Here is a 26,327-nt window from a genome sequence, read left to right on the forward strand (position 1 = left end):
ATGCTGATTACAAAAATTACACTTGAAAACTTTGGCCCGTACTATGGAACGGTCGAAGTAAACCCACGGCCGGAGTCAGCCAAGCCGATTATTCTCTTTCGGGGAGAGAATGATACAGGCAAGACGTCACTCTATAAATCGATTAGATATTGCCTTCACGGGGCGGAGAGTCGAGCACAGCGTAATAGTTTCATCAACCGAGACGCGGCAGTCGAAGGAGACGGAACAGCCCGTATTCAACTAGACTTCCAGCACCAGGGCACGACTTATATTCTAGAACGAGTCATTGAATTCAATCAAGTCACTGACGAGGCAGATCGAGCGGCCGTTGATTGGTCGCGGTCAGTCAAGACCCCCGATGAAACGATTATTGCACCAGATGATAGCGGTGACGAATATAATACGTTCATTAACAACATCATCCCAGAGAGTGCAGCGGATTACTTCTTTTTCGACGCAGAGGAACTCCAGCGGTTTGAGGAAGGGAACGACGCTGAGATCCGAGACGCAATCGAAACCGTACTTGGAATCCGTGAGATAGAAAACGCCATTTCAGATCTTGACAACCGAGAGCGTGAGTACGAACGTGAACTCACTCAAATCGAGTCAACCGTCAAGGAGGTCAACGAGAAGCGACAGGAGTTGCAGGAAGTGATCGCAGAACTGAACGACCTGACGGGCGATGCGGATTCCAAAGGTGACATCGGAGAAATCGAAGACGAAATCGAGGACACACGCGCCCTACTCACAGAAGTACAGGAAAATCTCGCGAAGGCGAAGGATGCTGATGAATACCGTAAAGAGCTCACTGAAGTACGAGACGAACTGGAGATGGAGCGAGATAAGCTCAAAAGCAAAAAAGAAAAACGAGACGAGATTCGCAAGCTCGCTGGACCGTTAGCAGCGACCCGTGGGGCGAACGTCGTGAGTGAGGAATTCCAGGCTGAGGGGGTCAAAGGGGAGGTCTCAGTGATTAGTCGCGTACTTGAAGATGGCGAGTGCATTTGTGGGGAAGAATTCGACACTCGCGACCGACATATGGATCATCTGCGAGACCGACTAACTACACTCACAAGCCCTGAGAACCAGGAGATGTCCGAACTCAACGCATTTGCCGATGAGTTTACGCTAGAAGTATCCGAGAGAATTGACCGTTTTCAGGAATTGCAGACGGATATTCGATCGATCAGCAGCCGAATTGAATCCTTAGAAGACCGTGAAGAGAAACTGGAGAGCGAAATCAACGAAATCGAGCGAGAGTTCAGCGAGGAATTGAAAAATCGAGAGGATCAATTGGAACGCGAAATACAAGAATTAAAAGACAAACAGGCCAGAAAACGGGAGCGGGTGGGAGAACTCCGGAATCAGCGCGGACAACTCCGCCAGCGAATTGATTCCCAAGAAGGAGCGAGTGACCGTGAGGAACGGCTTCAGAATTTAACTAACATCGCTGGAAAGTCGAGACAAGCATTCGAGAGCCTCAAAGACGAGTTCGTTGAGAGCCGACGGAAAGAGGTTGAAAAACATACCTCTGAGACGTTCCTGAAACTGACCAACCGGCCTGACTACTATGACGGATTATGCATTACCGAGGACTACGAGCTCAAATTGCTCGTCGATGGGAATAAGCGAGACATCGCCGATCAGATGCCAAGCGCAGGTCAACGCCAAATTATCGCATATGCCTTCATTGCTGGCTTGAGTCGCTATACGACCAGAGACGCGCCAGTCATTATCGACACGCCGATCGGCAGATTGGACCCGACACACAAGCAGAACCTTATTGATCACTATCACGAGTTTAGCAATCAAGTGCTGATCCTTTACCAGCCTAATGAGTTGTCCGAAGAGGATCTTGACGAGATGCAAGACCGTGTCGCTGAACACTACGAGATACGGATTCGAGACGATATGGACTCAGCCTCGGAAATTGTTCCACAAGCGCTTGAGCCTTTGCTAATCGGGGGGAAGTGAGATGCCATCACCAATGATACGGACGGGGCGCCAGGATATCTATAATACGCTCGTCGCGAGTACTAGTGAGGAAGATGACGAAGAAGAAACTGGGGATATTCCCAGTGAATTCGTCTTCGATTACCAATATGAACTCTTCAGTCTTGGTTTAGTTGTTGGATTCTTGAATAATACTCCGGATGATCTCACCGTAACTGACGACAAGGGCCAAGATATCCTCCGAATCGGGACCCTGAGTGAATCAAACGAACACCGGCAATCTGTCGAGTTCCTTCACCAATTGGCAAAGATGGAACTATCACTCGAGGTTCCAGACGATGTAGATGAAGTAGACGAATGGCTTTCGTCGCGTGCCTGGGAACACGTCCTCGAATATGCCGATGAGGGAATCACAGAGATTGAATCCGATATAGAAGTCCAGGAAGACTTCGATTTCCTTCGAACAATCACCGAAATGGATAGCGACGCCTGGCAAGAACGGCTTGAGGTCGCGCTGGCCGACCATATCTAACGTCAACACGCAGCAGGACCCGAGTTTCGACTCCACTATCATTGGAAGTTATATCCATAAACTCTTGAGGATTAACCTGCGTACTGCCGACTTCGAACATCATGAATCCACAGGATTCATACAAACATCCCTGACCAGCACTGTTCGTACTCGTCCTAGTGAACGAGGATAATCGCAAGCGAATCTATTTCTGTATGTAACCTAAGTCATAGAATTGAACTTCCGGAGACGGTCAACGTTCTCGGTGACTATCTCTACGGCTTCATCAACCTCTTGTGTAGTGTTGTCCTTCCCAAGACCGAATCGGATCGAGGATTGAATTCGTTCATCGTCCTCTAACATAGCCGTAAGAACATGTGACTCCGTGGTTTCCATTGTTGAGCAAGCTGACCCCGTCGCAGCATACAGTCCAGAATCACTAAGCCGGCCTACGAGACGTTGATTATCGACACCCAGGAAACTCACGTTGAGATTATTCGGAAGACGACGGTCTGGATGCCCATTCACGGCAATATTGTCGAGACACTCGTCAAGCTGCTCCCAGAATCGATCCCGCAATTGCTCAACATGCGCAGTCCGGCTTTCACGATTCTCATCCGCGAGTTCGACGGCCTTCGCAAGCCCAACAATCCCAGGAACATTCAGAGTTCCAGACCGCCAGCCTCGTTCGTGTCCACCGCCGTGGACAAGGGGATGGATATGGGTTGCACCATACCGAACGTAGAGACCACCAACACCTTTCGGCCCGTAGATCTTGTGGCCTGAAATCGACATCAAGTCAATCTCCATCTCCTCGACGTCGATATCAAGATAGCCAACGGCTTGGACGGCGTCCGTATGAAAGAGAACATCGGCTTCGCTCGTGATGTGTCCGATCTCCGCTATAGGTGTGATTGTGCCAACTTCGTTGTTCGCAGCCATCAGCGATACCAAAACCGTCTCGTCACGAATCGTATCGCGGACGTCATCGGAATCGATACGCCCATACTTGTCCACAGGAAGGATTGTCACCTCAAAGTCTTCGTCTTCAAGCGCAGCCGCAGTATCGATTACGGCGTCATGTTCAGTTGCACCTGTAATTAAGTGGTTTCCATAGCCTTGTTCGCGAGCATACCGCATGACACCCTTGAGAGCAAGATTGTTAGACTCTGTGGCGCCACTGGTGAAAATGATCTCCTCTATCCGGTTTGCATTGAATGTCGAGACGAGTTGCTCTCGAGCCTGCTTGACATGACGCTTGGCCGTGTCGCCAGCACGGTGATTGTTATTGCTAGCTGGATTCCCGTAGTCTTCGGTGAAAACTGGCGCCATTGCATCGACGACACGGTCATCAACGGGAGTCGTGGCATGATGATCAAAGTAGATCCCGTCCGATTCGTCGCTAGTCATAGTGTCTCCTAAGCGTCGGCGGCTTTCAGATCTTCGGGAATCAGATCATGGAAATCACTGAGATCCGTCACCCGGCCGGATAGCCGATCTACGCCCCGGTTAAGGTGCGCAAGGAAATAATCGTAGAGCCCCTCGTCTGGATCACGGTCTTCGTTCAGCATCCGTTTGCGCACCAAAGCCATGTACAGTGCATCATGTTCACCTAGCAGCGTATACCGGTTAATTGTCTGGCCATCCGTATCATACTCTGCCGGGTTAGGCGGGCGTGGCTCGTTCAGCGAGTAACACAAGCCAATACGGGCCAGGTAGTTCGGTGTCAAGCCTGTGTTGCGCTTGAGTGTTTCAAGCTGATTGGTGACGTCGCTGTCCAAACTGACGCGATTGAAGTCTTCAGTCATCCCCGAATCCCTCGATGTTCATCTGTTTCTCGCTATCGTGGTCGTGATCGACATGGACGCGATCGGTTTCCTGAGCCGCATCGGTTGCCGAGACATCGAAATACCCGGGAGAGACCGACGTTTGCCCAGTATCCTGGCTATTCGACAGGTGGAACTCAGCTGCGATATCGTCCTGTAGGGCCTCTCGGTATTCCTCGGTGATTTCGGTATCCGTCGAGAACAAGAAGACTTGATGGGCGGCAGTGGGGAAGAAATTCTCAACGAGTTTGCCTCGATGCTCTTGGTCTAGCCGGCCGAGTGGTGTATCAATAATGAACGGGAGTGGGCGGCCAGAGATGTCGGCGAGCGCCCACAGAAGGGCAGTGGCGAAAATCTGGCGTTCCCCGGCCGACAGCTGGGATTGGTGTTTGAGACTCCCGTGGGTAGTCCGGATCTGAATGGAAATATCCTCCTCGTCGATCACCACACCGTCGTAGAAGTCCTCCTTGTTCGATAACTGCAGGTAGCGGTCCGTAAGGACACTTTCGAGCCGCTCCAGCTTTTCTTCCACCAATCGGTCTTGATACGCTTGGACTGTTGACCGGACATCAGCCGCTAATTCAGAGCGATCCGAGACATCTTCGAGTTCATCCTGCTTTTCGAGTTTGTTCTCCAGTTCGGACTCAAGCCGACCAAGATTATGTTCAACTTCTTCCAAACGTTCTTTACAGGATTCGACGTCGCGTTCGAGCTCGCCTTTCTCGCTGTTTAAGTCGTTAATCTTGCCGAGCAACGGCTCGATCACGCTCTGATTTGGTGCGTTGGAAATTTTCTTCTCAACTTCTTGCTGCCGCCGTGTCTTTTCCTCCAATTCCTCTGTCAACGCCTGCATCTCAGTTGGAATATCGTTCAGAGCCTCATCTACGACGGCTCGCATCTCTTGTTGCTCACGATCAGAGAACTCCGCTGCAAGCTCGTATCCAGCATCCTCTTTTGGCGCAAGCCGATCACTCAACGCATCCTGCAGCTCGGCAACAATCTCATCTGATGACTCTTCTGAAATATCCAGACCCGACCAGACGCTATCATCTGTTGCGACATCATCAAGGGCCTCTACCGCCTCTGAGCGGGCGGCTTTGAGCTGCGCGGCTTCGGTTTCCTTTTCAAGTCGGTCGAGAACTTCTCGACAAAGATCTGGCGCAAGAGCGAATGGATAGCAGTCAGTAACGAGGTCGCGAATATCGTCCCGGATCTCTTCAATCTGAGTCTCCAACTTTGTCCGTTCTTCTTTGTACTCTTCACGGCGCTCCGCGAACGTCCCGCCTTCCTCAGCGAGAGCTTGTTCCTTTCGCTCAATTTGCTTCTCGAGCTCTTGTATGCGCGCCTCCTTCTCCTTAATCTCCGACTTGAGCTCGTCTTGCTCTTCTTCGGCTGCCTGTTTGCGCTCGCGGACATCTTCGATCGTTGCAGCCAGCTCTTCATGGCCTTCTTCGTCGAGCTTCTGCGACCGATAGATCGTGAGATCAGTTTCTAGTCGGTCAACTAAATCCAATCCAAGTAGCGACATCAGCGAGTCAGTGAATTCCTCATCGTCACCAATGGCGCTCGCAAGACTTTCGACTTTCTCGCCGTCGAAGAAGAAGAGTTGCGAGATCCCGGGAGGGATAAGTTCTTTCAGGAAGTCCTCCCACTGATCTTCTTCGAGATCGCTAAGCTTCTTGCCGTCTCGGCGGACTGTGACGGTTTCAGCGAGACTCTTCTCTCGGTCTCGGAACTTGCGTTCTACAGCATAGTGCTCGGTTTCACCGAAGTCGGCATACTCGAATTCAAGCCGAATGGAGGCCGTAGTGGCCTTTTCTCCACTGGATTCGTGCAGCAGTGACTGCATGCGATCTTCGTACTCGTTACGGCTGAGACGGCTATCAAAGGCACTTCTGCCGTGTAAACAGATTTGAATGGCGTTGAATAGAGTTGTCTTCCCGCTGCCATTCTTGCCTCCAAAGAGGATGATGGGATTCTCCTCTGTTGTGCGGAGATCGAATTCATTCTGGCCAGCATACGGGCCATAGTTAGTGAGCACCAATCGGTTGATCTTCATTGCTGGAGATCCTCGTATTCGAGGTCGTATTCCCACCGTTCGGGCTCTTCACCCTCGATGTTAGCGGTGATCTCTTCGATCGACCGCCAGTTTTCGCGAAATACCTTATCGATCTTGTTGTAAATAGATGCACGCCGCTTCATGCCGTGATGGCGGAGTTCGATGTCAAGCAGACGCTTCATGAGCTTCGGCGGGATGTCATGTTCTGCACAAACTTCCTCCAGGACAGCTGCTTCTTCAGCACTGAATGAACCAAGGTCATTTTGGACCCAATCGAGATCGTCGTCTTTGACATCGTGATAGATCTGGGGCACGGAATCTTCCCAGTCAGCTTCTTCTTCCCGCCAGATCCGCCGAATCTCTTTCAACTCCTCATCACGGATTAATTGAAGATACCCCTCATCATCTCCGCGCCGGTCATTGACTTCTTTCTCAGTCTCGAGAAGCTTCCGAAGAAGGTGTTTCCTGAACTCGAGTTTATAGGCGCGGGGAATGATTCCATCACTACCGTTGTCCTTCTCACGAACATATCCATGACGCCGTCCCTTTACTTCGCGGTATTTAGGCTTATCGTTGGGATCTTGCGTGGATTTAAGCAGGTCACGGAATTGCAGGAGCGGTTCAAGCCAGTCGTCCCCTGCATCGACCATATTCTCCATCGCTTTGTCTTCTTGGACGACAGTGCACGTCCAACATCCAAAGCGGCTATTCCCACAAGATGGAGTGCTTGTGTCAATCACCATGGGGCACTCGTCGTCAGCTTCCTGGTAAAGAGCAGCGAGGTCGCGATTATCTTTCCCCCAGGGGCAGTCAACTTGAAGGAGATAATCCCAGACATCGTCGACTGTCCAATCTTCAATCGGCGTGAAGACGAATGCATTGGCGAATTTAGAGTGACGCGAGAGGTTCGACCCTTCGATGCTGTGGAGATTCATAACCTGCTCACGGGTTGCAGATTCGGCTTTGCGGGCGCCGAGGATGACAACCACTTCGCCATGCTCAGACACCTTATCCATGATGAAGTTATCCGCAGGATCAATTTTGAGACGTTCCGTACACCAGCGGAACGTCTGATTGGGAGCGGGATAGCCACGGCCGATGAGGTTAACGAAGAAAGAATCAGAGACGTCAGGGTAGACTTTGTGAGCTTCAAACGGAAGGTCTTCATCTTCGGCGTATTCGTTAATATTATCGAGCGTAGATGTGATGTGGTTGACAATTTTCGGGGTTTCGACAAGAGTGTCACTAGAAATGACATAGATTGGTTTGTCCTGTTTACTCTCCTGAAGGTCGTCAATAGCGTACCAAATAAGCTGCAGCGTGGTTGTAGAATCTTTTCCACCACTGTACCCAATCACCCAGGGACGGTCATCGGCAAGATACGTCTCCTGTATTTCCTCTCGGATATCATCGAGGTCACGATATTCGAAAACAGATGTCTCTAAGTCCGGCTGTGAACTCGCATCTGCGGACTCGGACTCATCACTACTCGTGCCCATCTTAACCAAAGCTAGAGAGAGCAGTCACTTAAGTGCTTTCACCTTCTAAAAGTAGGAACCCCGACGTGATCTGCCAATCTCCACCCGCAATCTAGTTAGGAAGCGCTTGTAATGCAGTTTGGCTCGCCGCCCCGTTTCAACATCATTGTCACCGTCGACGAACAGAACTCGTTGCTGCCTGTATAACCGCTGAGACAGCCGCTACTAGCAGTGATATCACAACCCCAGGTGTTCTCGTCGTCCCAGCAATACCAACAACACCTCCCGGAAGGGGTGTACCTCACCACTGACCACGGTCGTTTGCAGTATCACTGGTCGAAATCACATGCTTATTCTCGTGTGTAGAAGTTTAATTCAATTGTCTATATGAGCAATCTATATATGGCTCGTGACTCTAGACGTCCGTACGACAGCCGTTGGAGTGACGGACGACCGCTGGGTCGTCCGGAACGGGACGATACGACCGCGCTTCATGTGATTTCTTGTTCTGCGTGCAATCGACGGCTAGCTGGTGTGAGCGTCTCCTGTTGCTTCCACCGGCCCCATGGGTTAGTGGCGGAGCGTGGACGAGAACAACTGCGGTGATTGTGATATCACTCGCTACCGGGGGTATCTCGGGGTAATGAGCGTCGGTTTCATTCGACAGCTGGTGTCCCGGCCGCTGTTGACACCCGTCCAGTGATATCACTCCTTTTCTTATCTAGATAATTCTCTATAGACTCATCGTGAAATTACTTCACCGGTTAGCAGTGCTCGCGTTCAAATGTGAGCTGGGGGATATAAACAGATAGTCTGTTTAGTCTATAGTGTTCATCGAGCAACACTCTTATAGCGACAGGGACTAATAGAGTATACGTAATGGCCGCTACAACCGCTAAGAAGCTGGCTGACTGTTCATATGGTTCTTGTGCGAGCGTCGCCGTGATTGAAGTGATCGAACAATACAATGGCATCGACCCTCACGACAGCGAGTTCCGACTCTACGACGTGGTTGACCCTGACGCACTCGATACGCTCTTCAGCGGCCAGCAAACCACCGGTCTCTCTATCGAGTTCGACATCGACAATGTCACTGTCTCCATTTCGCAGGCCAACGACGACATTCCGGTCCGAGTCATCGACCCCCTCAAATAGACGTCGTCACCTGCCGTTCACACCAACGAATCCAGTCGAATTCTTACGTTGTGACTCTGTCCAGAGAAACGTCTGTTTAGAAGTCGCTCATCGGTGCCCTTTCGATGTATGGTGATTACTCATTGATGAGACTGCGGTATATTGACGACCGCTGACGCTACGGGCACTCGGGCGAACTCCGTTGTCGTCTTTCCTCGGTTAGTCGCCAGCGATGGCGGTGACAACGGCGTCGTCGAGTCGGTCGATGAGTTCGGCCTTCACATTCGTCGGCAAGTCGTCGACTGCTTCGAGTGCGTCGTGTAGGCGAGCGTGCACCGCGTCGAACGCGGTCATACTCTCATCGGCGTCGTCGATCTCGTAGTCGCCGCGCCGGAGTTCAGTGCCGTACGTGCGGCCAGCGTGTTTTGCGCGTGCGATATCGGTCAGCCAGCGGGCGAGCTCACGCTGCCACTCCTCTCGCAGGTTGTTGGTTTCATCGTCTTCGTCGGCGTCGTCAGTCGATTTCCAGGTATAGAAGTCGGTGATGGTGCCGGCGCGCTCGGCGACAGACTGAGCCGTGTCTATCTCCGTCTGCAGCCGCGTCTGGAGATGGTCCGTGCTACAATAGTACGAATCGGCGGTCGGTGACGGGTTCTCGTAGAGCTGGTCGGTGACGAGGCTGGTGTACGTCTCGCGGATGTGCTCTTTCCCTCGCTCCTGCTCGGCGTCTGCAACGCGATCAGTGAGGTGGAGACAGTAGGTGTCGACGAGGTCGTCTACCGTCATCTGTGGGATGACGCCGTTCTCGTAGGCCTGTGAACGCGCAAGGCCGGTGAGAATCCTGGCGGCGGGCCGGTGGCTCGCCTTCAGCGTGTTCTCGCCAACGCGGCTCTCGTGGATTTCGAGGTCGTCGTTCCAGTATCCGCCGTCCTCGGGATTCTTGACCGCGTCCCGGAGCGTTGCCCAGTCGAGTTCGGGACCGGGTTCAGCGAGGTCGTCGGGCGTGACCGTGAGATAGTACGAATCGGCATCGTAGCCGTCGACTGGCTCGGATGTCTTAGCCTGCAGGTCGAGTTCGTCGACGGTGGTCTCGCCGTTCGCGAGCGCCCGGAGGTCGTCGACCGACACGTGGCCCTGCTCGATATGAGCTGGGTCGAGGTTGTCGAACTGCTCCGTGAATGCGTCGTCGACGAGCTTGCGAAGCACAGCTCCCTGCGAGCAGTCGTTGACGGCGGCGAGCGCCTCAAGCTGGGTGTTGCCCTCATTGTCGGTCCAGAACGTTTTCTGGGTGTTCTTCGGCTGGGGCTCTGACTTAGGTTGTTGTGGCTGGCTGGTCTGGGTGGTGGCGGCCATCTATCGTTCACCCCTGGGTGGGAGGCCGACGTCCTCAGGGTCGAGTTCCTGTAGCTGTTGGGCGGACATCTCCAATCCGTCAGTGTCGGGGTCGAAGATGTCGTGGCGGATCAACCACGTGCGGGCAGTCATCGCGGAGATATCGAAATAGGTAGCTGTTGCAGCTATTGTGCCGACTTGCTCGTAGACTTCTTGGAGTCGGTCAGGGTCCTGGTGTGGCAGCTGGTCTTGGTCGTCTGGCGTGGATTCGGTCTGGGACTCGTCACAGTCGCTCTGGCGGTGATCTACTCCGGAACTGATGGTGTTGTTACTCATTGGCGAATCCCTCCCGTGTTGCTGACGCAGTGATGTGGTCTGCCGATGGCGTGGAAAGTCGGGGAAGGTGAGCGATAGTGGTGAGCGTGCCGATACACTTCGCGGGCGTGTCGCTACTCGGGTACTCGGTGACGGTCATTGTCGACGACTCCGAATTGGATGGACTGCAGTGGTAGTGAGCGGACTGGACGTGCTCGTGGGCGGTCGTTGTGAGCGGCGGTACACTCAGGACGAGGCGTGGTCCTCCAGCAGGGGCTGGAATGGAATCGGCCACCCTGAGGATGGTACGGGGGCGTGTGGTGGTGGTGATACGAACGCGGTCGCCGGGCGACAACTGTTCGGCGAGCGCGCTGGGGTCGCGGGGGTTGAGCGGTTGTGGGACGCCACGGGTCATTCGTGGTCACCGCCGGTGGGGCTGGTGATGGTTTGGATGGTGGCGTGGGTGCGGTGCCAGGCGTACTCGCCGTCTGGTCGGCATTCGTAGCGGGCGAGCCGGGTCTGGGTGTGGTCGTACTCGTGATAGTAGGTGTAGTGGAGCCGGTAGCAGTCGTGGCACGGCGTCGCGAAGTACAGGACGTGTTCGCCGGGCTCGGGGCCACGAGGGGTGAGTTCGGGCTCGCGGTGGGTGTGCTGGTAGACTACTCCGGTGAGCGTGCGGTGTTTGGTGTCGACCTGGACCGGGTCGGTCTGAGCCAGCGACCGAATCACGCCGTCGTCCTCGCGCGTCACCGTCGCTCACCTCCCCCGGCATGGCTTGGTGAGCGGGCGAGTGGTGTGGCGGGCGCTGTCGCTACCCGGCGGGGGCGGACACGCGGGGGCATTCAGGCACGCACCTCGCTCGTGTGGTCGCTCCCTGTGGTGTCGTGGTGGGCGTCGGTGTCGATCCCGTGGCGGGTTTCCAGGAGGTGCCGGTAGTGTCTGCGTGTTTCTGCGGGCGATTCCCCTGGCGGGGTGGAGGGCAGCGTGCTGTTGCCCGACTTTGTCGTGGTGACCGAACTATACAGAGTAGTGTCGTCGGGGATCTGGAAGCCGTCCTCGTCGTAGTCGATGTGGAGGCGGCGTTCGAAGAACCGCCGGCAGTCCCCGGTGGCGTAGATGCAGTACAGGTAGGGCTGTTCGTCGCTAGTCTTCTTGCGGGTCTGCCAGCCAACCCGGAGCTCGACGAGATAGGCTCGCGTGATCTCGTCGTCCGGCGTGTGGTCAGGAATGGGTTGGGCGGCGTCCTCGCTGATGGTTTGGTCGGTTGGCTCGAGGCGCTGGACTGGCTCGAAGACCGTCTCGCCGAGCATTGCTTCGACCGAGAGCGCGCCGCCGTTCGGTTGCTCGTCGAACGACGCCATCAATAACGCCCTCCCATCGAGGTTGGCTGATAGTCGATGCGCTTTTCACTCACACACGTAATTGCACTCATGCTTCGGTGTCTCCCGAAGCGCGGTCGGTGTTCCAGCACCGGCCTTTCTGCAAAGGCGTGCCGCGCTTCCTACTTCTGTATCTATTATCCTATTACTTAAAGTTAGCCCTATACGGGAACGTATTCGTTTATGGGAGCGTTTTAGTATATGGGAATGATGCATCTATGTGGTCATGAACATACAAGAACCAGATGAAATGGCAAGACGCCGGGCACTCTTGACTGACCGAGAACGAGAACTTATCCAAGGAGACGACGAAGTCGACGAAAATTATCGATACCAAGCTATTTCGCGCGTCAGGAACAAAATTCAGGACGAGCTCACCATCGATATAGAAATTCTCAAGGAACATCATCCGACGCTCTTCAATGAGCTACAAGAGAAAGTATGTGAGGAAAACAAACACGACTGATACTATAGTGCATAAGTTTTTACCAGCAACTATGGACTGAGATAGTTCCAGGTCGTGCTTCGACCCCACAAGGGGTCCGTCTGGAACTCGAACCCATCCTTCAGACGCAGGGCGCGGACGTGGAGCTTCGACCCCACAAGGGGTCCGTCTGGAACGCGCGAACACGAACTACACGAACAACTCTCATATCCGGCTTCGACCCCACAAGGGGTCCGTCTGGAACTACGATTAGCGACGACGAGCGCAGTGTAATCGTTGCTTCGACCCCACAAGGGGTCCGTCTGGAACTCCCGCTGTCCCCGGCGTGAAGCTGCCGGATATGTCGCTTCGACCCCACAAGGGGTCCGTCTGGAACCGGTCATGTCGTAATGGTCGGTGATTTCAGAAGAGGTGCTTCGACCCCACAAGGGGTCCGTCTGGAACCGAGAAGAACGGCAAGCTGGTTGCGAAAGAATGGCTTCGACCCCACAAGGGGTCCGTCTGGAACGGCGTGCTGTTCGACTGCGGGCTGGTCTGGTTCGTGCTTCGACCCCACAAGGGGTCCGTCTGGAACCGTGGCGGGTATGGACAGTTACGGATGTCCCACTCGCTTCGACCCCACAAGGGGTCCGTCTGGAACTACGCGCATCCCGTAGAAGATCGTTAGCGTGGTCTAAGCTTCGACCCCACAAGGGGTCCGTCTGGAACGTTCGGTGGTGGAGTAGTTAATCTTCAGGTGGTTGTTGCTTCGACCCCACAAGGGGTCCGTCTGGAACAGGCATCCTCATTGCCCCTTTCCTGGACCATTCCTCGCTTCGACCCCACAAGGGGTCCGTCTGGAACCGCGGTATGCGGACGAGATGGCGGCGGAGATACGCGCTTCGACCCCACAAGGGGTCCGTCTGGAACCACCTGCCGAGTCCGCTCATGGACGTGCGAACACTGGCTTCGACCCCACAAGGGGTCCGTCTGGAACAGATCTGTCTACTATGCGGCCAACTCGTCGTTGTAGCTTCGACCCCACAAGGGGTCCGTCTGGAACCTCCGCTTATTTCGCCACGTGACTACTCTAAGTCCTTGCTTCGACCCCACAAGGGGTCCGTCTGGAACATGTATGGAAAGGGGCGGCGTGGTGGTCGGGTATGGCTTCGACCCCACAAGGGGTCCGTCTGGAACCCGCACCACTGTAGTTGCCGTTGGAGTCAGTTGTGCTTCGACCCCACAAGGGGTCCGTCTGGAACCCAGTCCACACGTCGAAGTTGCGCTCCACGAGATACGCTTCGACCCCACAAGGGGTCCGTCTGGAACAGGAGATTAGCGCAATGACTCCCGCGCCGGGTGGAGCTTCGACCCCACAAGGGGTCCGTCTGGAACAGGCTTTCACAACATACTGGCAGTCCCCACTATGGAGGCTTCGACCCCACAAGGGGTCCGTCTGGAACCGGAAACTGGCCGCGCTCACTAAGCCCGGGTCCGTGCTTCGACCCCACAAGGGGTCCGTCTGGAACCGGATTCGAAGAAGACCGTCGGGAACGTATCGCTGCTTCGACCCCACAAGGGGTCCGTCTGGAACCGCGTTGATCGTATCGTTCTCAACAGCGCTGTCCCAGCTTCGACCCCACAAGGGGTCCGTCTGGAACCCGTTGTCGGCGGCGTGGAGACCACGCTCGAAGTGGAGCTTCGACCCCACAAGGGGTCCGTCTGGAACTCCTGCTGTCGGGTGAGATTAGCGTCTGGCATGAATGGCTTCGACCCCACAAGGGGTCCGTCTGGAACGATACCGTTCACCCGTATCCACGTCCTGGTAGTCGCTTCGACCCCACAAGGGGTCCGTCTGGAACCCGCACACAACCGTTGACTCGTGGCTGTCCTGACTGTGCTTCGACCCCACAAGGGGTCCGTCTGGAACCGTAATGAACGAATGGTGGCATGACACGCATCGTCAGCTTCGACCCCACAAGGGGTCCGTCTGGAACCCGTTGAGGTTAGTTATGACACGGAGCCAAGTCATGCTTCGACCCCACAAGGGGTCCGTCTGGAACCCTCTGACTCTGGCTCTCCCGAGTTGTAGACCTCGCTGCTTCGACCCCACAAGGGGTCCGTCTGGAACACGGCGCGTCTCCTATGATGGGATTCGAATCTCGCTTCGACCCCACAAGGGGTCCGTCTGGAACTCTTGTATAACAGCGTCAACTTCGGCGATTTTCTCTTGCTTCGACCCCACAAGGGGTCCGTCTGGAACCCCGTCTCCAGAGCGGCAATATCGTCGTGATGCTGCTTCGACCCCACAAGGGGTCCGTCTGGAACCTGCCTTATAATTCACATCGCCGCGATGCAATCGCTTCGACCCCACAAGGGGTCCGTCTGGAACAGATTATCCGACACGCGAATATCGTCGCCCTGCAGGCTTCGACCCCACAAGGGGTCCGTCTGGAACGATAGTGTCCTGCCGTGCAAGTGCAGTCCTGGCGTGCTTCGACCCCACAAGGGGTCCGTCTGGAACCATGGTAAAAAGGCAAATATTCGGCACCCAACGGGCAGCTTCGACCCCACAAGGGGTCCGTCTGGAACTACCTCATCAACTATCGGACGCTGCTCCTGAACCTCGCTTCGACCCCACAAGGGGTCCGTCTGGAACGGACTCGGAATCCTGCCAAGCCACCCGATGAGTGACTGCTTCGACCCCACAAGGGGTCCGTCTGGAACCCGCCCCATTGACCTCTCAAGCCAGTCGGGGATAGCTTCGACCCCACAAGGGGTCCGTCTGGAACCATGACCGAGTTCCACCGCTTTCTCCCCGCTTGCAGTGCTTCGACCCCACAAGGGGTCCGTCTGGAACGGGAACCCGAAGTATGGACGATTCGACCGCTATGAGCTTCGACCCCACAAGGGGTCCGTCTGGAACTATCGCCGAAGTCCTCGCCAAACCCTTCGACACCAGGCTTCGACCCCACAAGGGGTCCGTCTGGAACCCGCGAGAAGGAGATTATTGAGTGGTCGGAGAAAGCTTCGACCCCACAAGGGGTCCGTCTGGAACCGAGTTCGGCATCGCGCAGGGGTCGTTGACGTGCCTGCTTCGACCCCACAAGGGGTCCGTCTGGAACCTGCCTCTGTCTTCGCCTGTTGCTCGGCGTAGTCAAGCTTCGACCCCACAAGGGGTCCGTCTGGAACCCGTGGGAGCCGTTCAACTCGGTATAACAGCCATTGCTTCGACCCCACAAGGGGTCCGTCTGGAACGCGCGTTTACGCCCACGATGAGCCATACCTATCTATAGCTTCGACCCCACAAGGGGTCCGTCTGGAACCGAAATGGAAGCCGTGACCGCCAACGTTCTGAACGTGCTTCGACCCCACAAGGGGTCCGTCTGGAACTCGCCACCGAAATATTCCCGCCGACACACCGATTACTCGCTTCGACCCCACAAGGGGTCCGTCTGGAACATTAGCGACGTGACGTTCACAACTGACGCGAACGGGCTTCGACCCCACAAGGGGTCCGTCTGGAACCCTCCTCCGTGCTACTGTCGCTGGTTGTGTCAGTATTGCTTCGACCCCACAAGGGGTCCGTCTGGAACTGTAGTCGCCGTCCAGTGCTCCTTCGGTCATTCGCTGCTTCGACCCCACAAGGGGTCCGTCTGGAACCATCATCGCAAACCTCGGAACACCGTCATTCTCGAAGCTTCGACCCCACAAGGGGTCCGTCTGGAACCCGTCAAGGAGAACGTCCAGGCTTTCACTGCGGGGCTTCGACCCCACAAGGGGTCCGTCTGGAACTCTCCGTATTGCCCCCGGTACGAATCCCGTTCTGTGCTTCGACCCCACAAGGGGTCCGTCTGGAACCCATGCCGCTGAGCGCCGCCTGCACTTCTTTATCGTTGCTTCGACCCCACAAGGGGTCCGTCTGGAACCCAGACACTCTCCGAGGAATACTCGTTCAGTGGCGGCTTCGACCCCACAAGGGGTCCGTCTGGAACCGGATTTGACGACGATGAAGACCCGTCCGAACCCGTTGCTTCGACCCCACAAGGGGTCCGTCTGGAACCGGCTACCCGGTCAGCTAAATCGGGTGGTAGTTGATGCTTCGACCCCACAAGGGGTCCGTCTGGAACTCATGACGTTTAGCGCGGGCAAACACGGAGTTGCGGCTTCGACCCCACAAGGGGTCCGTCTGGAACCACAACCATGCCAACGACACACCAAACCGGAAGCGGCTTCGACCCCACAAGGGGTCCGTCTGGAACCCTTCCGGCGCTCCCTCAGCCCGGCACGATCACGGCTTCGACCCCACAAGGGGTCCGTCTGGAACTAATTCAGGCGCGATACATCACGAACGGCACGAGAAGCTTCGACCCCACAAGGGGTCCGTCTGGAACCAGCAGCGGCGACCCCGCAGCCACTCCAGCAGGAAGCTTCGACCCCACAAGGGGTCCGTCTGGAACGAGTTCCTTGATTTCCTGGTCGTAGTACCGGCGCAGGCTTCGACCCCACAAGGGGTCCGTCTGGAACTCGAATACGCCCAAGGCATCATCGACGCACTGAACGAGCTTCGACCCCACAAGGGGTCCGTCTGGAACCATGGCTGAAATAGCCACGTATAGGCCTGTAGTGCTTATTCCTACTTCATCGTTTCCGTCGACCTTCGATGACCCCAGAACCCCCTGGGGTCGATGGAAGATCAGAGAAACTGGTCGTCGGCAGCGGGATCATCACCGAAGACAGTACGATCGACCATCTTCTCGGCACCGATCCGATAGATAATAGTTGACTCACCGGATTCGATCAAATCGTCGATGCCAGATTTTATCTCCGCGAGCGTCCCTGCGGTGACCTCCCCTTCGAAAACGGAGTTCTGAACATGGGTCAAATATCGGCGGAGGAATTTCAGCATTTTGTGGGTCCGATCGGCCTCCATGTCGTAGACAATGACGACGTAGACCATAGTCACCACCACCGCTTGAACGGGACGTATTCCTCGCCGGTGAGAAGGTGTTTCTTGAGCTTATAGGCCTCGACGCGGAGGAGATACTGATAACTCACCTTCTTCCCCAAATCGGGATGCTCGATTGTCTCCTCCAACGTCTCCTCGTAGGCTTTCGAGTATGTCTTTCGCCCGCGTTCGTTCAGCAGACACGCGTTCATTTCGTCCTCGAAGTCGTCGACGGTCAACTGGCCGCGGTTGACCAGGCGAAAGATGACGCGATCCGCGAGTAATGGTTTGAACAAGTCCGCAATGTCGAGTGCTAGTGAGTAGCGTCGCTCTCCTGGTTCGTGCAGGAAACTCACCGTCGGATCGAGTGCCGTTGCTCGAATCGCGGAGACGACATTGGCGTAGACGAGCGAGTTACCGAACGAGATGAGACTGTTTACCTCGTTGTTCGGTGGGTTGTACCGGCGTCCCCCGAAGACGAACCCGTCGGGCAGGATCTCGTCGAACGTCGAGTAGTACGCTTTCCTGGCGCGAGCTTCGACGCCCATCGTCTGATCGATCGTTGCCATGTCTTCTAGCGATGCCCTGGCTGCGTCAAGCTCCTGCTGAACCTGCTCGAAGTCATATCCGCGTCCATCATAGTACGTAACGTTGGCCCGCATGTTGTGGATGCTCCCTTCGACGAAGGCCTTTGCGAGGTGGAGGCGGTGGTCAGGGTCGTCATACGCTCGAACTTGATCGACGATTGTTTGGCCTGAAGTCTGACCTCGTTTTGGCATGATGGAGCCCGTGTAGTGGTCGTGCCACCCGAAAACGTGAACGGCAACGCCTTCCTGGTTGAGGAAGGACACGAAACGAGTGTTGTAGTCGATCTGGCCGTGGAGAAAGATTGCCTCGGCGTTCTCGATCGGGAGGTGCTTCTTCTCGCCGTCTTCGGTGACGATGCGTACTGTTTCGTTGTGACGCTCAATTCTCCCATCGGAAAATACGTGGTAGTTGTCGTTCATTGTCAGCAGCTCCAGCAGAAGTCGTGGTAGGCGCACGAGTCACAGACCGGCTTTTCTTCGGCAGGCGGTGGCGACTCCGCAGTCACGACGTCGCGGATGTCTCGAATTGCCGATTCGACCTCATCACGCGTCTTCGGGGTCAGTTCGACCTGTTCACGTCGTTTCTCCGTCGGGTGCGCGAGAACTCCACTCTTCTCAACCCCGACGACGTGGTCGAGATACCAGAGGTAAAACAGCAATTGTAGCCGCGCCGGTTCGGTCATTGACGAGGACGGTTTAACCTCTAGAATTTCGCCGCTGTCGAGTACGTCAATTGCGATGATTCCGTCGACGCGCACGTCCCGGCGCTTGTCCGAGTACGCTGAGTTGTCGACATCGCTCCCGCGGACGATAGCCAGGGTGTCGCGGTCGATTTCGACGTCGCGACTGAGAAACCAAAGTTCGCGCTCACAGACGATGTAATATTGAAACATTACACCCGTGAGGCGGAAAGGCAATTCTTTGGTCTCGTCTTTGGCGGCGTCGAGAAACCGCTCAACGGGGTCGATCGACGCGTCGGTCATAGGAACCGGTCGTCGACGCTCGGATCCTCCACGGCGAGTCCTCGTGTTTCGTCGAAATACGAGGTACTCTGTGGCCGTCTGAGGACGTGGAGGTCGGTATCAGCAAGCGGTTCGAGATTGCGAACTGTCCTGGCTTCGGTCGAATCCTGACTGTAGATCGGGAGCGAGATCGTAATGTCTTTGGCCGCTTCGCGGCGATCCTCGAACTCGTCGTACCTAAACTCCCTCGCGGCCGTTTCGAGCGCTTCGACAAGCGTACGGTCGGCGGCCGATCGGCAGACGATGACGTCCACACTCTCTCGTTGACCGATCAGTGAGAGAGTCCCGAGTTGCTCGCCTTCTGCTTGGTCGATCCACTCTACGTACTCGGTGGACCCGGGGTTACGGTCGGCCACGAGCCCGTAGTAGTGTTGAACGGCGTCGCGAGTCATCGTCTGTTCGGCGATGGTACCTGCGCTCGCTCCGACTGCTTCGAGCGTCTGGGAGCTAATCGAGACCGTACTCACGCCTTGGGAGTCGTAGACGGCCTGTGAGGGGGTCTTGGTCGTGTCCTCTGGAGCTTCGAGCCACCAGAGGGTTACGGTCCCGCGGTCGCGCTCGAACGACCGATTACACCGGCCAGCCGCCTGGACGATACTGTCGATTGGCGCAATGTCGCGGTACACCTGATCGAAGCTAATGTCGACGCCGGCTTCGATGAGTTGTGTCGACACCGCTACGAGCGGTACCTCTCGGTCGGTGAGACGCTTCGTCGCCTTGATCAGTGCGAGCCTGTCGCGGGGGCGAAGTCGGGTCGAGAGGTGGACCAGCGCCCGTTCGTCCGGGCCGAGGGCCGTCTCGATGCGAGCAACGAGCGCGTCCACGTCGACCATATCGCTGTCGATCTCCTCGGCGTCGAGTGCTTCCGTGAGACAGTAGCCCACGTCGACGACCGCTTCCTGTTCTTCGATCGCGTCCGTGAGTGCGCCAGCGCTGTCGATCGTATTGCAGATCGCGAGCACCGAGTCGGACCTGTGGGTAGCGTCGAGGATCGTCCGGTTGGCAGTCTCGTAGTCCAGCGTGGCATCGGTATCGTCGAACGCCAGTACGGAGTCGTGGACGGCGTATTCGACACGCTCGAAGTGATCGAAGTACCGGTCCACATCCCCGACCAGTTCGACCGCGTCGTCGAACAGGGCAGGCTGGGTCGCCGTCATGGCGACGACAGTCGCGTCGTACTCCTCCGTGAGGATCGTCGCGATCCGGCGGACAAGCTTCCACCACTTCATGGGCAATGCTTGGGGTTCGTCTAGTACGATCACAGAGTCGTACAGCGCCGGCAGTTTCATCGACTGGGTATTACTTGGGCCGACCAAGCTTTCGAAGAGCTGGACGAACGTCGTGAGCGTCATCCCTGAGCGCCAGCTTTCGGCGACCATCTCAGCCAATCTGGCGTCCGCGTCAGTTCCTTCGATCGGGTCGTCGCCGAGTTTAGTTACCGTCTCAGCCAGATGATGGTGAATCGTCAGCAGGTCGTCCCGGGCATCAGTTTCGAACACATCTGTTAGATCGTCGGCGACCTGGTCAATGACGGAGGTGAAGGGGAGCGCGTACACGACCCGAGACCCTTCCTCGCGGAGCGCAAGGGCGGCACTGAGTCCCGTCATCGTTTTTCCCATCCCAGTCGGGAGGGTCAGCGTCGCAATCGATGTGTCGGCGTCGCGAAACCGTTCGACACCGTCGAGGACCGCAGCTCTCGCATCGTCACGGAGTGTGTCGAGAGCGTCAGCCTGACCACCGTCGTCCGCATCTCCCCCGAGGCCCTCGATGTGCTCCGAGAGCGTGCAAGCGTCCGGCTCGGACAGGTCGAGATGGTCGTCTTGGACCTCGGCCGCAGTCGTCTTGTCGGCGAGGATCAGGCCGCTCCAGAGTTGGAGGAGACAGGCGTAGAACTGGTCCGAAGGCGCCGAGCGGTCACTACCGAAACTGAACGTGTCGACGTGTTCGTGAACAGTATCAAAGAAGGATTCATTCTCGTTCTCGGGTTCGGTGCGCGTTGCGAACTCCGCCCACGAACCCGCTCCTCCGGTGACGTTGGCGACGAACGCTCGGGCAAACTCCCGACGATGGTCGTCGACGTCCCGAACCTGTTCAATTACCACTCTCTGTCGCTGATTGTTCGCCTCACCCCTATTCTCGAAGCGCGATACGTCGCTGACGTACTCCGTAACATTCGGCAGGCGACCGTGGTGTCTCGCGATTGCGACGAATCCCGCCAAACAATCTTCGCTGTCGTAGCCAAGTCGGTCGAGGACGTAGTAGTTCAGGTAGGCACCGATGAGGGAGTGGTTCGTGCGCTTGCTAGGCTCTCGCTCGTCGATCACGTACTCCTGAAACCACGTCGTTGCCTTCCCGAAGTCGTGACACTGTGCAACGATCGCCGCCATCTCGTCGAGTGGGTCGCCACCGGTCGTCGTGGCGTCGGTTGAGACGACGCTGCGTGCTCGTTCGGCCACTTCGTCGAGGTGGTCCGAGAGGTATGTCGCTGTATTGCCCTCTTCGGCAGGATGGGAGATGGGAGCGTCTGCCATCAGGTGAACACCACGTGTCGGTCGTCGACCAACCTGGGCGAAATATCCGTCAACCGTAACGATCCACCGTCCGGGTTGTAGGCGTAGGAGACGAATGCGCTCGTCGTCCGGCCCCCCTCGTCGCGTTCCATGAACGCCGGGGTCTGCTCTATCTGATAGCGCGTGTCCGGTTCGGGGACGATGGTATCGACGGCTTCGGGAACGGTCGAGTCGACGGTCACTGTGTCATCGTCCGGCCCCTGTTCGATCGCGAACTCTCCATGATATTCGACTGAGGCGAGGTATTCGGAGATTCCGAGACTCGGGACGTAGTACGACTTCCCTGATTCGAGCAGTGATCGGAACTGCTCATATCGCTCCTCGTCGGCGAGCCACACGTCGATCCGGTACGCTGGATCCACGAGCACCTCATAGTTGTGTTGCTGGCGAGGTTTCGACGGATTGGGGAGCTTGATCGAGAGCTTCCCGCGGGGGTTCAGCGACGACATGTGCTCGTCAGCCGTCGAAAGTGTGTTCATCGGGAGTTTCATCGTCCGGAGCTTGCTCGTCGGTTCGATGGCGACGAGTGACTCTCCCGGCGCGAACAGGTCGTAATACCCGTCGCGCTCAATTCCGAGCATCGCTCCGATGAGGCCGGCGACAGTTGTCCGAGGAATAACCCGATAGGTTTGTTTCACGATGTTGCCCTCGATGCGGCGGAAGTGACCCCAGGGACCGCTAATCGTGAATGAGAGACACGTATGTGCCCCGTCGGGCAGATCCGGCACGGCCGTTTCGGGCGCCGTCACGTTCACTCCTCCGGCGCCGTCGCTTTCGCATCCTCGTATACGTCGACTACCTGGACGGAGTCCACTCCGACGGCGTCTTCAAGGGCAGCATAGAGGTGGTCGTGGCCGCCGGTCTCGCCGCCGACACTAACCTCGAGAACATCACTGGCGACGACATGAACTGTGTCGATACGATCAGCCGCGCTTTCGAGACGATCCACGAGCGAAGAGACGTCGAGGCAGACGTCTCGGACGTTCCGGAGTTCTTCGGCTGGTTCAGACGCTCCCTCGTCGAGTGCGACGTCTTGATTCAGCCCGCCGAGGTGGAAGCTCTCGTCTTTATACTCGACGCGGAGGTAGAGGCGGGGCTCCTGGCCGACTTTGCTGCGGCTGATTGTCTGGTTCTTCAATGCGCGCCAGCACAGTGTGTCCAGTCGCCGGACGTCGCGGTCGGTCAAGAGTGTATCCTCGGCCCCGTGTTCATCGACCAGACCGTGGAATCCAATGAAGGCGTACTGGATGCGGTGGTCGTCGAGATCGAAACCCCCCTGCTCTTTGCCCTCACCGGTCGCGATGACGCTGGTGAGGCTGTTGTACTCTTCGTTCTCCGTAACTGGGTGGAGCGATTTCCCGGGTGAAAACTGGACTGGACCGGTAAAGTGGTCGGGGAGAGCCTCTGCGATATCGCCGTACTCCTCGTCGTCCATATCGACGCTCATGGTCGCCCCAAAGTACCGAACGTCGGCGCTGTTCTCGAGGAACTGCTGGAAGACAGCGTCCTCGATCTCGTCTTCGTCGACAGTGTCGAGGTCGACGTCCTTTAGTCGGTCTTCGAGGAGGTCTTCGCGGGTCGCCTGATCGCCGTCTTCCTCCTTGACGTTGCGAATGTAGACACCGTGGCCGTCGTCCTGTAGTTGGTCGCGGAGGTACCGCTTGAGACGGACGTCGGTAACGATGGCCTGGTCAGTTTGGGGATCGATACGGGGACGGTTCGCGCCGCTGAGGGGGTTGCCGTTGGGATTCGCGTCGACTGCGTCGTACGCGAAGACGATTTCGGATCGGTTCGAGACGGTGGGGTAGTGTTCACTCATTGGTTTCTGTAGTTTCGTCGGTAGTGCCGTTCTCTGTGTCGTCCTCGGTTGTCGAGCGGTCGTTCATGCCGTAGGTGAGACCGAGCGCGTAGTAAAAGCGCAGATCGTCGGTGCTGATCTTCCAGTCTGACGGATCGTTGCCGGCCATGGTTTCGACGATGGCGTTCGTGACCTCCTTGTACATCGTCGAGTTAATGTTCGAGCCTTTCTTGGCCATCTCACGGGAGTAGACGACGTCCTTGTCGATCACCTCCTGTGTGATGCGTTTGATCTTGGTCTTGGTCATCGACTTGATTGGATACTGGTCGATGACGGTCGTCGACCGGTCGTGGTAGCCCTGCTGGTAGGTGCCAACCTGGCCGACGAGTGCGCCGAGCAGAAACGCGCCCCTCCGCTCGGGGTCGGCGAGGCTGTCTGTCTGGTCGATGAACGATTCGAGCTTCTCAGTACGACTGAGGGTGGCCGTGCCCCCGTCGGTTTGTGGAGCGTCGGGTTGCATTGTATCGTAGTCTGTTCCCTCGATGAGAATCGGTTCGGTAGCGTCAGTGTCAGTCGTCGTCACGAGACCAGCGTTTTCGAGTGCACACAACTGGGCGAACTGGGAGGCGACAAGAAGCTCCGGGACCCCATCGCCTCCCCAGTCTGTCAGCCGTTCGACGTAGGCACTCACGAGTTGTCGCCGCGGAATCGGTTCACCAGCGAGAATCGAGACGTGGACGTCGATTCGCTCATCGTCGACTGTCGCGTCAGTGTCCTCGTCGGTAAAGGGGAAGGTGCGATAGAGGTAGGCCCCTGATGCGACCATCTCACGAACTTTCTGGTCGTGTTCGAACGGGTCCGTCAGCGCCCAGTCTTCGTGGGACGGCATCGGTGGTGAGCGGTCGTCGTTGCTCTCCTCGTCTTCGTTGAACACCCAGCTATTCGTGACGTGTTCGTGTTCTACGCCGACCTCGGTCGGGTAATGGATCGACCCGTTCAGCGTCTCGCCGTACACGTCGAAGCGGGACATCTGGTGTTTCATCACCGCGGCGACGTAGAACCGCAACCGGCCGTCGTACTCTTGGACGTGTTCACCGAATCGGTCGTAGAACTCCTGGACTGGCTCCGGATCGTCTGCTTGTGTGACCGCGTATAGCGCCGCGTACAACAGATAGTTCTCTTCGGCCGACGGGCGGCCGAGAAAGTACGGGAGGTAGTACACGTCGGCGTTGAACGTCCGGTAGGAACAGGCGTCGACGAATTCCTCCGCGTTCATCAGCGTGACTGCCCCATCCTCGGAGATTGGATGGCTGCGCCACGCTTCGTCAGGGTCTAGCCCTGGGAACTTCTCCATCTGCTTGCCGAGGAAGTAGTTGAGCGGGTCTTCAGCAGTGCCGACAGTACGGGTTCGCCGGCCGCTGATGAGATCAGTTGCCTCACCGGCCGAGTTTTCAGCTTCTCCCTTCGAAACCAATTTCGAGAGTTTACGCGCCCGCATTGCTTCGTTGAACACGGCGACGTCGCCGGGCCACTCGTAGTCTGCGCCCGCTTCGCGCCGTACTTTGACAGTCAGAAGTGCGGTCGTCGCCCCGCCGAGTTCAGCCTTGACGGCGGAACGTATCCGATCGAGAGCAGTCTCGTCCCTGCCGACGGCCGCTAGACCGTGGATGACACTGCCGTCGGGGTGGTCGTCGGCGGATGACTGAACCACGTCGTCCGTCGCCCACTTCGTCAGTCGCTCACAGGCGTACCGGGCCAGTTTCTCGGGGTCGCTGTTACGTCCAGAGCGGTGGGTGACGCTGTGGTCTATCCCGCGTGCGGCGTTGTACTTGCAGTGGGCGACCTGCTGGACGCGATCGTCGGTGTACTGAGTCACCCGAACCGGCTCGTCTGAGTCGAGGGTCGGTTGTTTGCCCGAGAGATCCACCCGGACGACGATCAAGCTCTCTTCCGTGCCGATCAGGTCGTTGGCCTGATCGGGCGTTAGATAGGCCGCATACTCGCCGCCGCCAGCCGTCGCGAGCGTGTAGAGGCGACCGTACAGGTGTTGGATATCCCGCAAGGAGGAGACCGGCCACTCTGGAAGCTCTGCTTCCAGTTTTTCGGTCGGGTACTCTTCTCGAAATTCCTCAGGAGTGAGCATTGACTCGTTCTCCCTGTCCCAGTCGCTGGTTCGCTTTGTCGGTGATATTAACGAATCCGAAGCCCAGCGAGTTGCGTTCGCCAATACCGGTATCAAGCGCGAGATTGAGGTGCCGCCGGTGGTGGTCGTCACGAACTGTGTAGTCAAATCGCCACTTGCTGAGTACCCACGTCTCGCGCTGGCCTTGTGTGACCGTTACAGGAATCGAGAACGTCTTGATCAAGTCCGCGCCGTCGAATAAGTCACCGTCGACCTCCGACGGACCGGGCTGATAGTCGGGACAAAACAGGTTGTGCTTCTTGTCCAAGTTGTTCTCGATCTGATTGCGGAATGGCTCCATTGTGTGCTTCGGTCGCCAGAACTCTGCCTCGTCGTGGTCGGTGTCGATGCCGTACTCCTCAAACCGCCACGGCGGAATCCGTACCAGTACGCCCGTCCCGGTCTCAATAGTTCCCGACATTCCCGGTTCGCCTACGTCGGTCGCCAGTGCATCCACCGAGTCAACGTGGAACGGCATCTCGCCGATGTTGAGTTCTCGATCGTCCTTGAGATTAGTCGCAACGGTAGCGAGCAGTTCCTCGTGAGGCGAGGCGACAAGCAAGGTACGCTCATCGCCTTCCCTCATATCTCGAGGAGGGAACGGGTTGCTGTACGTGAACCCTTTCGGGCGATTTACGTCGTGAATCGCGTCGTACTTCGTCCCATCGAGCGCGTTCCAGATCCGTCCACGCAGTTTGTGATGATATGTATTGTCGTAGGCTGTATCCGCTCGCGCTCGAAGACGCGCAATCACTCTCATTCTTCTGTACTCCTATTTCGCTTCATATTCTGTCATTGCATTAACTCTA

The 26,327-nt window shown here is 56.7% G+C and carries 20 protein-coding genes and 1 CRISPR repeat array; of the genes, 4 read left to right on the plus strand and 16 right to left on the minus strand.

The features are described from left to right. Both ACRYA2_RS17965 and ACRYA2_RS17970 read left to right on the plus strand, forming a co-directional pair. Positions 1–1,974: an AAA family ATPase gene (locus ACRYA2_RS17965; protein ID WP_433631189.1), complete on the plus strand. Its 1,974-nt coding sequence runs from the start codon at positions 1–3 to the stop codon at positions 1,972–1,974. Position 1,975: 1 nt separating this feature from the next. Further along, a complete protein-coding gene (locus ACRYA2_RS17970) occupies positions 1,976–2,485 on the plus strand; it encodes a hypothetical protein (protein ID WP_433631191.1) in 510 nt (169 codons plus the stop codon). 201 nt (positions 2,486–2,686) lie between these two features. On the opposite strand, the gene ACRYA2_RS17975 is transcribed toward ACRYA2_RS17970, so the two are convergent. Genes ACRYA2_RS17975 through dndC form a run of 4 tightly spaced genes read right to left on the minus strand, consistent with a single transcriptional unit; the run spans position 2,687 to position 7,848 of the window. Then, a complete protein-coding gene (locus ACRYA2_RS17975) occupies positions 2,687–3,874 on the minus strand; it encodes a cysteine desulfurase family protein (RefSeq protein ID WP_433631193.1) in 1,188 nt (395 codons plus the stop codon). Positions 3,875–3,882: 8 nt separating this feature from the next. Beyond that, positions 3,883–4,272, minus strand: a complete 390-nt coding sequence (dndE, locus tag ACRYA2_RS17980; RefSeq protein ID WP_433631195.1) for a DNA sulfur modification protein DndE — start codon at positions 4,270–4,272, stop codon at positions 3,883–3,885. After that, a complete protein-coding gene (dndD, locus tag ACRYA2_RS17985) occupies positions 4,265–6,349 on the minus strand; it encodes a DNA sulfur modification protein DndD (protein ID WP_433631199.1) in 2,085 nt (694 codons plus the stop codon). The genes dndE and dndD overlap by 8 nt, the downstream gene beginning before the upstream one ends. Beyond that, positions 6,346–7,848: a DNA phosphorothioation system sulfurtransferase DndC gene (gene dndC / locus ACRYA2_RS17990; protein ID WP_433631202.1), complete on the minus strand. Its 1,503-nt coding sequence runs from the start codon at positions 7,846–7,848 to the stop codon at positions 6,346–6,348. The genes dndD and dndC overlap by 4 nt, the downstream gene beginning before the upstream one ends. 858 nt (positions 7,849–8,706) lie before the next feature. Between dndC and ACRYA2_RS17995 the strand changes: the two genes are divergently transcribed. Further along, positions 8,707–8,982 (plus strand): HalOD1 output domain-containing protein, encoded by a 276-nt coding sequence (locus ACRYA2_RS17995; RefSeq protein ID WP_433631205.1) that lies wholly within the window; start codon positions 8,707–8,709, stop codon positions 8,980–8,982. Positions 8,983–9,180: 198 nt separating this feature from the next. Here the strand turns inward: ACRYA2_RS17995 and ACRYA2_RS18000 are convergent, their stop codons facing one another. From ACRYA2_RS18000 to ACRYA2_RS18015, 4 genes are all read right to left on the minus strand, one after another. Then, on the minus strand, positions 9,181–10,314 hold the full coding sequence (locus ACRYA2_RS18000; protein ID WP_433631207.1) for a hypothetical protein: 1,134 nt from the start codon (positions 10,312–10,314) through the stop codon (positions 9,181–9,183). Then, positions 10,315–10,629: a hypothetical protein gene (locus ACRYA2_RS18005; RefSeq protein WP_433631210.1), complete on the minus strand. Its 315-nt coding sequence runs from the start codon at positions 10,627–10,629 to the stop codon at positions 10,315–10,317. Positions 10,630–11,019: 390 nt separating this feature from the next. Continuing rightward, on the minus strand, positions 11,020–11,358 hold the full coding sequence (locus ACRYA2_RS18010) for a hypothetical protein (protein ID WP_433631213.1): 339 nt from the start codon (positions 11,356–11,358) through the stop codon (positions 11,020–11,022). A 92-nt stretch (positions 11,359–11,450) separates the two neighbouring features. Continuing rightward, entirely contained in the window at positions 11,451–11,969 is a 519-nt protein-coding gene (locus ACRYA2_RS18015) for a hypothetical protein (RefSeq protein WP_433631216.1), read from the minus strand. Positions 11,970–12,213: 244 nt separating this feature from the next. Here ACRYA2_RS18015 and ACRYA2_RS18020 point away from each other — a divergent pair, with 244 nt between their 5' ends. Beyond that, the gene (locus tag ACRYA2_RS18020; RefSeq protein WP_433631218.1) at positions 12,214–12,453 is read left to right on the plus strand and encodes a hypothetical protein; all 240 of its coding nucleotides are present in this window, start codon (positions 12,214–12,216) and stop codon (positions 12,451–12,453) included. A gap of 56 nt (positions 12,454–12,509) precedes the next feature. Next, positions 12,510–17,006: a CRISPR direct-repeat array (repeat unit 31 nt; unit sequence GCTTCGACCCCACAAGGGGTCCGTCTGGAAC). Between the two features lie 101 nt (positions 17,007–17,107). Here ACRYA2_RS18020 and cas2 read toward each other — a convergent pair. Genes cas2 through cas6 form a run of 8 tightly spaced genes read right to left on the minus strand, consistent with a single transcriptional unit; the run spans position 17,108 to position 26,278 of the window. Further along, the gene (cas2, locus tag ACRYA2_RS18025) at positions 17,108–17,371 is read right to left on the minus strand and encodes a CRISPR-associated endonuclease Cas2 (protein ID WP_433631221.1); all 264 of its coding nucleotides are present in this window, start codon (positions 17,369–17,371) and stop codon (positions 17,108–17,110) included. 2 nt (positions 17,372–17,373) lie between these two features. Continuing rightward, a complete protein-coding gene (gene cas1b, locus ACRYA2_RS18030) occupies positions 17,374–18,366 on the minus strand; it encodes a type I-B CRISPR-associated endonuclease Cas1b (RefSeq protein WP_433631224.1) in 993 nt (330 codons plus the stop codon). A gap of 2 nt (positions 18,367–18,368) precedes the next feature. Next, positions 18,369–18,929 (minus strand): CRISPR-associated protein Cas4, encoded by a 561-nt coding sequence (gene cas4, locus ACRYA2_RS18035; RefSeq protein WP_433631226.1) that lies wholly within the window; start codon positions 18,927–18,929, stop codon positions 18,369–18,371. Then, positions 18,926–21,499: a CRISPR-associated endonuclease Cas3'' gene (locus ACRYA2_RS18040; protein ID WP_433631228.1), complete on the minus strand. Its 2,574-nt coding sequence runs from the start codon at positions 21,497–21,499 to the stop codon at positions 18,926–18,928. The genes cas4 and ACRYA2_RS18040 overlap by 4 nt, the downstream gene beginning before the upstream one ends. Next, positions 21,499–22,287 (minus strand): type I-B CRISPR-associated protein Cas5b, encoded by a 789-nt coding sequence (cas5b, locus tag ACRYA2_RS18045; protein ID WP_433631231.1) that lies wholly within the window; start codon positions 22,285–22,287, stop codon positions 21,499–21,501. Before cas5b ends, ACRYA2_RS18040 begins: the two co-directional genes overlap by 1 nt. A gap of 2 nt (positions 22,288–22,289) precedes the next feature. Next, a complete protein-coding gene (gene cas7b, locus ACRYA2_RS18050) occupies positions 22,290–23,357 on the minus strand; it encodes a type I-B CRISPR-associated protein Cas7/Csh2 (protein ID WP_433631233.1) in 1,068 nt (355 codons plus the stop codon). Beyond that, positions 23,350–25,479 (minus strand): type I-B CRISPR-associated protein Cas8b/Csh1, encoded by a 2,130-nt coding sequence (gene cas8b, locus ACRYA2_RS18055; RefSeq protein ID WP_433631236.1) that lies wholly within the window; start codon positions 25,477–25,479, stop codon positions 23,350–23,352. The genes cas7b and cas8b overlap by 8 nt, the downstream gene beginning before the upstream one ends. Continuing rightward, positions 25,466–26,278: a CRISPR-associated endoribonuclease Cas6 gene (gene cas6, locus ACRYA2_RS18060; protein ID WP_433631239.1), complete on the minus strand. Its 813-nt coding sequence runs from the start codon at positions 26,276–26,278 to the stop codon at positions 25,466–25,468. Before cas6 ends, cas8b begins: the two co-directional genes overlap by 14 nt. Between the last annotated feature and the right edge of the window lie 49 nt (positions 26,279–26,327).

The sequence above is a fragment of the Halomicrococcus pelagicus genome, from assembly GCF_050954125.1.

Excerpts from the sequence above, each read along its gene's own strand:
- ACRYA2_RS17965 (WP_433631189.1), top strand. The coding sequence starts at position 1 with ATGCTGATTACAAAAATTACACTTGAAAACTTTGGCCCGTACTATGGA.
- ACRYA2_RS17970 (WP_433631191.1), top strand. The coding sequence starts at position 1,976 with ATGCCATCACCAATGATACGGACGGGGCGCCAGGATATCTATAATACG.
- ACRYA2_RS17975 (WP_433631193.1), bottom strand. The coding sequence starts at position 3,874 with ATGACTAGCGACGAATCGGACGGGATCTACTTTGATCATCATGCCACG.
- dndE (WP_433631195.1), bottom strand. The coding sequence starts at position 4,272 with ATGACTGAAGACTTCAATCGCGTCAGTTTGGACAGCGACGTCACCAAT.
- dndD (WP_433631199.1), bottom strand. The coding sequence starts at position 6,349 with ATGAAGATCAACCGATTGGTGCTCACTAACTATGGCCCGTATGCTGGC.
- dndC (WP_433631202.1), bottom strand. The coding sequence starts at position 7,848 with ATGGGCACGAGTAGTGATGAGTCCGAGTCCGCAGATGCGAGTTCACAG.
- ACRYA2_RS17995 (WP_433631205.1), top strand. The coding sequence starts at position 8,707 with ATGGCCGCTACAACCGCTAAGAAGCTGGCTGACTGTTCATATGGTTCT.
- ACRYA2_RS18000 (WP_433631207.1), bottom strand. The coding sequence starts at position 10,314 with ATGGCCGCCACCACCCAGACCAGCCAGCCACAACAACCTAAGTCAGAG.
- ACRYA2_RS18005 (WP_433631210.1), bottom strand. The coding sequence starts at position 10,629 with ATGAGTAACAACACCATCAGTTCCGGAGTAGATCACCGCCAGAGCGAC.
- ACRYA2_RS18015 (WP_433631216.1), bottom strand. The coding sequence starts at position 11,969 with ATGGCGTCGTTCGACGAGCAACCGAACGGCGGCGCGCTCTCGGTCGAA.
- ACRYA2_RS18020 (WP_433631218.1), top strand. The coding sequence starts at position 12,214 with ATGAACATACAAGAACCAGATGAAATGGCAAGACGCCGGGCACTCTTG.
- cas2 (WP_433631221.1), bottom strand. The coding sequence starts at position 17,371 with ATGGTCTACGTCGTCATTGTCTACGACATGGAGGCCGATCGGACCCAC.
- cas1b (WP_433631224.1), bottom strand. The coding sequence starts at position 18,366 with ATGAACGACAACTACCACGTATTTTCCGATGGGAGAATTGAGCGTCAC.
- cas4 (WP_433631226.1), bottom strand. The coding sequence starts at position 18,929 with ATGACCGACGCGTCGATCGACCCCGTTGAGCGGTTTCTCGACGCCGCC.
- ACRYA2_RS18040 (WP_433631228.1), bottom strand. The coding sequence starts at position 21,499 with ATGGCAGACGCTCCCATCTCCCATCCTGCCGAAGAGGGCAATACAGCG.
- cas7b (WP_433631233.1), bottom strand. The coding sequence starts at position 23,357 with ATGAGTGAACACTACCCCACCGTCTCGAACCGATCCGAAATCGTCTTC.
- cas8b (WP_433631236.1), bottom strand. The coding sequence starts at position 25,479 with ATGCTCACTCCTGAGGAATTTCGAGAAGAGTACCCGACCGAAAAACTG.
- cas6 (WP_433631239.1), bottom strand. The coding sequence starts at position 26,278 with ATGAGAGTGATTGCGCGTCTTCGAGCGCGAGCGGATACAGCCTACGAC.